The 8667-nt window shown below is 57.6% G+C and carries 8 protein-coding genes; all 8 read right to left on the bottom strand.

The window, feature by feature from the left end; translation table 11 throughout:
* A partial coding sequence (gene tnpA / locus THIDRDRAFT_RS27260) for an IS66 family insertion sequence element accessory protein TnpA (RefSeq protein WP_425358421.1) occupies window positions 1-67 on the bottom strand: 67 nt, incomplete at its 3' end.
* The gene (locus THIDRDRAFT_RS01300) at window positions 37-1263 is read right to left on the bottom strand and encodes a transposase (protein ID WP_281054751.1); all 1227 of its coding nucleotides are present in this window, start codon (window positions 1261-1263) and stop codon (window positions 37-39) included. The genes tnpA and THIDRDRAFT_RS01300, both read right to left, overlap by 31 nt.
* Window positions 1264-1770: 507 nt before the next feature.
* A complete protein-coding gene (locus THIDRDRAFT_RS01295) occupies window positions 1771-3561 on the bottom strand; it encodes a M48 family metalloprotease (RefSeq protein ID WP_040843541.1) in 1791 nt (596 codons plus the stop codon).
* A 103-nt stretch (window positions 3562-3664) separates the two neighbouring features.
* Window positions 3665-4984, bottom strand: a complete 1320-nt coding sequence (locus tag THIDRDRAFT_RS01290; RefSeq protein ID WP_007038972.1) for a hypothetical protein — start codon at window positions 4982-4984, stop codon at window positions 3665-3667.
* 139 nt (window positions 4985-5123) lie between these two features.
* On the bottom strand, window positions 5124-6356 hold the full coding sequence (locus tag THIDRDRAFT_RS01285) for a hypothetical protein (protein WP_040843540.1): 1233 nt from the start codon (window positions 6354-6356) through the stop codon (window positions 5124-5126).
* A gap of 42 nt (window positions 6357-6398) precedes the next feature.
* The gene (locus THIDRDRAFT_RS27255; protein WP_425358420.1) at window positions 6399-6902 is read right to left on the bottom strand and encodes a zinc-ribbon domain-containing protein; all 504 of its coding nucleotides are present in this window, start codon (window positions 6900-6902) and stop codon (window positions 6399-6401) included.
* Between the two features lie 47 nt (window positions 6903-6949).
* Complete coding sequence (locus THIDRDRAFT_RS23460; protein WP_007038970.1) at window positions 6950-7789, bottom strand: tetratricopeptide repeat protein; 840 nt, start codon at window positions 7787-7789, stop codon at window positions 6950-6952.
* 87 nt (window positions 7790-7876) lie between these two features.
* Entirely contained in the window at window positions 7877-8146 is a 270-nt protein-coding gene (locus tag THIDRDRAFT_RS01270; protein WP_007038969.1) for a hypothetical protein, read from the bottom strand.
* Window positions 8147-8667 lie beyond the last annotated feature (521 nt).

Genomic DNA, 8667 nt, shown 5'->3' with positions numbered 1-8667 from the left:
CCGAGATGCCCTGCTGGGCGCAATACTGCGCCTGGGTCAGGCCACTCTTTGGCCAGCCTTCAACAATGGATTGCCACTGCTCGCGTGTGCGCCGTCGATCTGCCATGCTGAAACTCCTGTCGTGATGGAATGGAATTTCATCTTGCAGACTCGATTCTGGGCGGGATAGATGTAATTGGCCGGACGCTTACCCTCGGCCTCCAACACCCGTCGGAACATCTCCACGAGTGCCTCACCCTGGCACTGCTGTCGGAGGCAGCCCACGGTGCACGCGGGCGTCTGGCGGCTCAGGCGGGCTTGCTGCTCGGGGTGAAGGATTAGGGCGTGGTCGAGCAGCAGACTCAGGATTAGGCTTCGGCTTGATCCCTCTTCATCAGGCTGTTTGGCCAGTTGCCCCCACCCTTCATTGAGCTTCCAGTCCTCCAGAAACACCTCGACGAGCCATCGCAGGGTATAGAGTTGGACGATGTCGAGCGTGCGCCAGCTCAAATCGGTGGCAACCAGATAGCGATATTCGCTCTCGTTGGGATAACGAAGCGCTTGGTGCCATGAGCGCACACGTGCACGCGCGCGCTCCTTACCACGAAAACGCACCTTTTGGTTGGCGCGCAATTGGCTGACCGTCTGGACGTTGCCGCATCGGTGGCTGGCCTGATCCATGAACGCCTGCGTCCCGTAGAGCGCATCGGCCAGAACGGCGCGGAGGCGCACCTGCGGATGGGCGCGGCGAAACGCTTCGATCAACTCCAGGGCCAGCGGCGGCTTGCCCGGATAGGCTGCATCCGGGGCCGGGCGTGGCGGGCGCTCGGCCTTGGGAATCTTCAGCCGCTTCAGGCGCGCCTCTTCCGCGCGCCACGCCACCTGGCGCGGATCCGGCGCAGCAAAGCGAAATCCCACCGGAAGGGTCAGCTGCGGCGTGATCAGGACGAGAAACACCAGCGCCTGCCCATTGAAATAGCCGCCCGTCTTCTTGTCGTAGACCTTGTGGCTACGGTGAATGCGCTTGGTGCGCTTGGCGCGGCGATGGTCACTGTCATCAATGCCCAACACGCCTTCGCTCACGCCATACTGCGCAACGACCACGCTGACACTGGCCTGCCACAGTCCCTCCCAGAGGAGCTTGGTGTGGCGAAACATCCACGACAAGGCACTGAACCGATACCACCCCAAGCCACAGCGCTCAAACTGTGCCCAGCTCACCGTATTGGTCAGCAACAGACCCCTCAGACAGAACGTCAGCCAGCGCCGCTGGCTGCAGGTCAAGCCCCGCCCAGGCGCATGCTCCCTCAGGGCTGTGTCCAAGTCTTCGAGATAGCCATCAATGAACGGCAGAGCAGCAGAAAAAATGGCGGCAGTTACTTATCAGGTAACGACAACCATTCTCGCCCTTTTGAAATAAAAACTCGAAGATCGAGTAATATTTTCACTTCCCCCGCAGTTAGGAATACCCCTCTCGATGAAGAGCCGCCCACACCCAAGCAGTGCATAACCTCAGCCCGACTATTCCTTATTTGCCGCACAAACGTGTACAGATCCTCTTAATGATCGATGGCGACGCGTCGCCTGCCATATCCTTCACGACCGACGGCTTGAGGGACGAGGCACAACGATCGCAGAGCCCGTTACTCCCGCAGCGGTAACAGTAGCTGGCTCCGCACTGCTTGCAGGTACCGAGATTGCCTTCGTCATAGCCCTCATAGCACAGGCCGCAATAGTCTCTCATTTTGCCCCCCGATCGATGATGGATTGCATATTCCAGGACTCATGACCTCAGTACGGCGACGCGTTCATGGCCCAAGCCTCGGTCACCTGCCCGCTCCGGATCACAGCGGCCCAGCCGCCGTATTGCCAGATCTCCGCGCCCGGCAGCGTCCGGATCGAGTGAGGCGCACCCACACGTTTTCGCAGCTCCACCGCCGTTCCTAGATCGGCGCCATAGAGGACGAAGGTATCTACATAGCCACCGAGCACGAGCACTGCAAAACGATCCGGCTGCCAAAAGAGTGCCCCATCCATCTTCGCGGTGCCAAACCGAAGCGTCAGCCGCTGCCAGGCTGAATCTGTGAGCTGCTCCGCCACCTCAGTGTCCTGGTATAGATCCACGCCAGGCTGTATGGGTAACGGCCAGGGGAACAGACCCCTGGACCTCGGCCTCGTGGCTGGACACTCCGCGTGTCGCGCCCCGCCTTCGAACCTGCACACCACATCGGCATAGATAGTGGGTAGCTCACCCGCACGAGCGCGCAGCCAAGCCCAGTGCGGCGCGGCTGCGGCCGCGCGGCCGCGCTCATCGAGCAAACGCGCCAGATTGTAATGAGCGGCCGCTGCCTGCGGCTGATGTGCGAGCAGTGTTTCCAAACGCTCGATCGCCTGAGGCCAGAGATCCAGGGTCGGGTCGGTCTCGGCGATGATGGCGGCCTGCAAGGCCGAGAGTGCGCCATTCTCTTGACGCCTAGCCAGGGCTCGATCGACGGCATCACGCGCCAGGTGGATATCGCCAAGGAAGAAATGGGTCACCGCAAGATTGCTCCAGCCGGGCATGTAATCCGGATCGAGCTCGACCGACCTCTCCAAGGCACTCCTGGCGGTCTCAAGCAGATCGATGACCTCGGAGGTCAGTCCTGCGGCGTTGCGGGTGACCGACGCTCCACCCAACGAGTCTGCGCGGGTATCGAGATCGAATTGGATCGGCATCCAAAAACGTGTCGCCACCTTCTGCGGCATGCGCTGCATGGCTTGACGCAGCGACAGATAGCCCAAGTTGCCGTACACCTCTCGAGAAGGAAAATGCTCCTGAAAGGCATCGAGGAAATAGCGTGCGTCGTCCAAGCGATCCGCCTGCAGCAGCCTGACTCCGAAACGCCACAGCTCGATGGCCCCGAGCATCTGGCTCAGCCGCTGACGCAGCCAGGCGGCACGCTCCTCCGGCGGCGGGTGGGTGCCATCCCCCACGAAACCGGCCTCGGTCTGCTCGCTCCAGAACTGGAAGAAATCCGACCGATCAGAGGCAGGATCGCCCAACAGCCGATGCACCGGGTAGCCTGCGACCGCCGCATAAAAGAAGCCCCCATCATCGGCCTTGGTCTCTTTGAGCTGAATTTCGGCCAGGCGCCCGGGACCGACTTCTGTCGTTTGGTGCAATAGACGTCTGAGCGGCGCAAGTTGGTCGTCGGCCAAGGAACGATAGACCTCAGCGCTCCAGAAATCGTTGTCGGCCAGGTGGGCCAGCTCGTGACCGAACACGAAGGCCAAACGCGTGTCCCCAAGATCCTCATCGGCCGCGCGATAGCAGATGTCCAGCGCCCCCCGCGAGAGCAAGACCGCGCCATCCGGAAGCGCCAGTGCCCAGGGCGAGCCTGATGTGCCCAGGACCTTGAGCCGGGGTGTATGCCGTCCCTGCACAGCAGCCACAGCCTTGATTTGCGAGAAGATCTGGTATGCGCGCGCCACCAGCGGCTCTGTGGAGGCGTCGGCCAAACCATAGGCATCGACGAAAAAGGCCGCATGATTGGTGAGCCTATCATCCGCCGCGCGTACCTCGAAAACCAAAAAGAGCGCCACGATCAGATATTGGCACGCCAGCCAGCTCCTCTTGCGGCACCTCCCGACAAGTCGGCGTCGCCACGCCCTAGTATTCTGCTGGAACCAGATCATTTGTAGTGACTCAACGCAGATCCGCATGTCTCGTCCCTACCGGATCGACGTGATAGTCGATCAATCTCCCCGCCCACCCCACCGTGCCGAGATCTTGCATGGTCGCTTCGAGGACCGACGCGAATCGACCGAGCCCTGGCCCGCCAGGGTTCGAAGGACCGCGTCGCTGCCCGTAACCCTCCTGGCTCATTAGGCGGGGATCAAGCGCCTCGCGGGTCACTAGAATCAGCAAGGAATTGTCGCCGGGCTCATCGAACAACAACCCGATGTCCTGGGCGGTGAGATCGACCCGGCCCCCGCCTTTCAGATACCGATCATCGGCGGGTAGCGGAAAAATCGGCCGAACCGCTCCATTTGCAGCGAGTTCGATCAATGAAACATAACGATCACCAGGGGCTGAACTCTCCAACACGAAGCTCATGAGCGTTCCTTGGGGCCAGGAATGCGCGCCCAGTTGCTCCATGGGAAGGATGCCGGGGAGACGCCGATACCAGTCGCCGGTTGCCGGTAAGCGGAAGGCGCCATCGAGCTGGGGATCGCAGCGTTCGAACTGGATGAGGGAAACCTTCACCTCAGCCCGCCCCTTCGCATCGCTCACGAGGCGCCTGAGCTCGATGAGATGCCGGTAGCGGGTCAGACTCAGCGCCAGACGCTCCCACTCGTCCTGACCGGACGCCGGAGAAATCACGAATCCCTCGTGCAACAGGCGTTCGTCGGGCATCAGAACCCGAAGCTCCGAGGCCACAGCGGAATCCTCGACTGATCGCCGATCATGCTTCCGCTGACCCTCGCAGTCTTGGATGACGGCCTCCGTCCGTCGCGGACTGACCAGAGCCAGGAGCAGATCCGCATCGGCACGGGAATTCGTCCAGCGGTAACCAGGGACGCGTCCTAACCTGGAGCCTAGTTCCTCCTTCCATCGCTGGTCGTCGACACCAGAGACCGGCATGACGAAGAGCCTCAGCGGCAATGTTTCGTAGACATGCCTGTGCTCTACGAGCAGGGTGCCAACCCCCACAGAGCCGGACTCGATCTCACCGCGACTCCAAGTCGCACCGGTCTCTCGAATTCGGACCCGCACCCCGTTCGTCGATGACAGATAGAGACTGCCGACGGTCACACCGGCCAATCGACCAGCATCTAGGATCAGGGTCCGACCACGCACCTCGCGCACCTTCAAGGCTGGCCGCTCGCACATATCGGACGGCAACTGTTGGATCGCCACGCTTGAACCGGCGGCCTTTTCGGCATCGCCGTCAGTGACACCCTGACTATTTGAGCAACCGACAACCAGTGCCAGAGACGTTAGGGCGATGATTGTATTGTTCATTTCGACTCCTGGTAGAGGAGCTCACGAATCCAGCACGATCGAGGTCAACGGGCCTTCTGCTGTAACAAAAGCGGCACTGGCTCGCGCCACAACCGACGACCGGATCTGAATGGAAGTGGGTTGATACCAGCTGAGATCGTCAACGAGCCAGTGCAAAATCCATGAGATCCTCGCGCCGTAGCAGCCGACAGAGATCAGACGGCAGGCACAAATCATCGTATTTCCAGCGATCCTCGAAATACAGCAACGAATCCGTGCTCCAGGGCAAAGCCGGGTTCTGCGTCAAGAAGAACCAGAGCCAACGGCTGGCTTTGCCATCAGTCTCGGTGGTAAACGAACCGGGATCGCTGCGTCCCCAATAGCGCTCGAACTGCTCGATAAACTCGAAACTCCAAGGAAGCGAGGGGTTCGTCGCCAGATCTACCCGGCAAAAGCGCGAGGCAAAACGCTCGATTAGCTCGATGCTCCAGGGAAGGCCGCTATTGCTGGAAAGCGACACACAATATGCATCTCCATAGCTTGGGGAGCGGCCAACCAGATCCTCCCACCCCCAACGATCCTCATAGCGCGCGATCAACTCAATGCTCCATGGCAAGGCGAGATTACCGGATAACCCCCAATTTCCCCAGCACCAGCGCTCGGAGTAACGCTCGATCAAGTCAGAGGTCCAGGGCAAAGCCGGGTTGAGCGAGAGTCCATAACAACCCCAGCCCCACCGGCTGGCGTAAACCTCGAGCAACTCATCGTTCCAGGGTAATCCACGGTTTGACGAGAGCCCCGAGTCAATCCAGCACCATTTGTCGCGGTATTGCTCGATGAGCTCGAGACTCCAGGGAAGAGCTCGATTCACGGAGAGCCCACCATCTGCAGACTCAGGTTTGCAACTCCGCCCCCAACACCACCGATTCTCATAATCTGCGATGAGATCGCTGGTCCAGGGCAGCGAGGGATTAGAGGACAAGGCATCCCAATCCCATTGATTCGCATGGCCTGCAATCAGCGACTGAGTCCAAGGCAAACTCCAGTTTCTGGAGAGAGACCGGAACAGCTCTGGATCATTACGATGGCCGATCCAATCCCAATCCAGGGCTCGCGTTGCGGGCGAGGGAAGCCGATCCCAGCACCAGCGGTCGGCAAACCGCTCGATCAGTTCAGTGCTCCATGGCAAGCCTGGGTTCGCCGAGAGCTCATACCAATCCCAGTCGCCGATGAAGCGATCGATCAGCTCAGGAGTCCATTCCACCGCCTTGTTTGACGAGAGCAAATCGAAGCTTGGGCAAAATCGCCCGATCAATTCCTCGTCGAATGGGCAATAGCGCTGAAGGGACTCAACGAGACATGGATGACGATTGATGAACCGCTTGAGCTGCAAGCGCTCACCCGACACTGATACCTACCTAGGCGATCAACGAATTTACACAAACCATCGTGGCCCGGTAACGAAATAACGGTACGCAAAGTAAAGAGCGTAGGGGATAAATATAATCATTGCAGGCGGAAAGAACAAAATCACAATTGGAGGAACAATGAACCCAAAGAAGATCATGCCAAATTTCCCGAGAGCTCCCCATCTCGAGTCATAAATGTAGCCCTTCACTGCGCCACATCCTGGGCACTTAGTCGCTTTCTCGTGGATAACTGTCCTGCAGTGGGGACATTGCGATTGGTCAGCTCCGATTACGGGTGCACCGCACTTGGGACACGAAACTGCAGAATCGGATACGTCGGAGTTGCACTCTTTACACTTAACGAGAGCCACAAATATAATCCTCAAAGAAATCCCAGCGTGAAGAATGGTTCCCCACGAGAGTATAAAAATCGAAAAACAATATCTCTTAGCACATTTGTTGTGCGAGCCGAGAGGCTGGCTTCCTATTCGGTAAGCTGATTGCCTTCCATGGCGGCAGCCAATCAGCATCCCTTTCGATCAAAGCATCGGTTTCTCAGCGCTCATGTCAAACCTTGTTACCGCATGTTCCAATTAGGGTCGCCGGCGTTCCGATATAGATCACGCGTCTGTTGGCGCTGCATCAGTTCATCGTCATAGGAATAGGACGATCCGCCCCCTTGTAGGTTTGCCAAATTGCGTCTGGCGATAGAATTTCCCTGGGCGGCAGCCTTGCCGTACCAAGCAGCCGCTTCTCTAAGGCTCCGGGGAACCCCTCGACCATGCTCGTACATAAATCCTAAATTAGATTGGGCAACAGCCAACCCTTGGGATGCAGCTTTACGATACCAAGCGACCGCTTTGGCGTCGTTTCGGGGGACACCTTGCCCATCCGCGTAGAATAACCCCAAGTTGAACTGGGCATCCGCATCACCTTGCTCAGCTGCCTTTCTAAACAAGGCAGCTGCTATGGAATCGTCTCTCTGTACCCCTTGGCCATCACGGTACTTGACACCCAAATTATATTGCGCCGGAACAAAACCCTGCCTTGCGGCCTTGAGGTACCAGGGCAGAGCCTCTCTGTAATACTTTCCCTTATCAAGCAGGCGACCCATCTGATACCAGTATCTCGGCTTGGATGTATCCTGAACGACCTCTTTACACGCAGAAAAGGCGGCGGCGACGTTAATCCGCTCGAAATTCACCTGTTCACCACGTACTCCTGGGGCATCAGGCGAGGCAGCAAGGGCATCGCAGCGTTTTTCGGCCATTGTGCGCCGATCCTTTCCTGAAGCGGACTCCGCCTCTCCGGAAATGCCGGCCATTACGATTGCAACTACACATGACAGAGCGAACATCGTATCCACACCGATTCGCTTTCTGTTTACTGGCAGCGTATTTTCCTGATATCCGATCATAGTCTTCGTCTCACATATTCATTAAGCGTGTCAATTGGGCATAGCACAGTATCGTGACGCCAGCCCTATCCCAACTGCTGTTCTTTTCTACAAATAAGGGGACACCAAACCCAACGTCCCCAAGACAAAGAGCATCCCCCCGATTATTTTTATAATTTTGGATAAGAAGCCAACGATTCCTTCGATATAGCTTGTCGCCACGGCCGAGCCATAACTCTTGAATTCTTCTACTCCGTTGTCGTTTCTTCGATAAAACTGACGTCTATCGACCCAGTGGTCTCCGAAATACCCTATCACGAATAGCAAAGCGCCAACCGAAGCAAAAATAGCAGCGAATAATTGGTCAGAACCAGCCATAAGAATCATCTCCGTTCAGAGTTTGGAATAATTTTGTTTAATTTCGCATATAGCTGATAGTAATCCGACCTCTAGGGAAATGCTGATTAAATGCCTTCCTGGCATTCAATCAGCTCGTGGGCCGAAAATGCGGTTTCCGGTTCGCTCCATTTTCAAGCACTTACGTGCCTGGAAATGTCGGGCCATCCTTGGCCCGAACGGGAAACGCCATAAATCAGCGTTTCCCTACCTTATTGCAACACCTAAAAACAGGTTATGACAGCAACCTTGACCTTTGAATCAGTACTGATTTAGCCAACATAGACCATTCCCGAACCGCCACAAGTGCCACAATTAACTTCACCGCTGCCTCCGCAGGAGCTGCACCTGATCGTTCCTCCGCCGCCACAGGTACTGCAAAGTGTAGCATCGGCGCCATAACCCTGCAGGCCGCGCCCTCCGCAATTAGAACAAGTACTTTGACCTTGTCCGCCACAGTTACTGCAACGAAAGCGGCCATTGCCTCCGCAGTTTCCACATCT

The sequence above is a fragment of the Thiorhodococcus drewsii AZ1 genome (assembly GCF_000224065.1).
GTDB classification, from domain to species: domain Bacteria; phylum Pseudomonadota; class Gammaproteobacteria; order Chromatiales; family Chromatiaceae; genus Imhoffiella; species Imhoffiella drewsii.
This window is presented reverse-complemented; position numbering and strand designations above follow the sequence as displayed.

What these genes read in the sequence shown, in the direction of transcription:
- THIDRDRAFT_RS01290 (WP_007038972.1), bottom strand. Translation starts at nt 4,984, where the DNA reads ATGAACAATACAATCATCGCCCTAACGTCTCTGGCACTGGTTGTCGGT.
- THIDRDRAFT_RS01270 (WP_007038969.1), bottom strand. Translation starts at nt 8,146, where the DNA reads ATGGCTGGTTCTGACCAATTATTCGCTGCTATTTTTGCTTCGGTTGGC.
- THIDRDRAFT_RS23460 (WP_007038970.1), bottom strand. Translation starts at nt 7,789, where the DNA reads ATGATCGGATATCAGGAAAATACGCTGCCAGTAAACAGAAAGCGAATC.
- THIDRDRAFT_RS27255 (WP_425358420.1), bottom strand. Translation starts at nt 6,902, where the DNA reads ATGCTGATTGGCTGCCGCCATGGAAGGCAATCAGCTTACCGAATAGGA.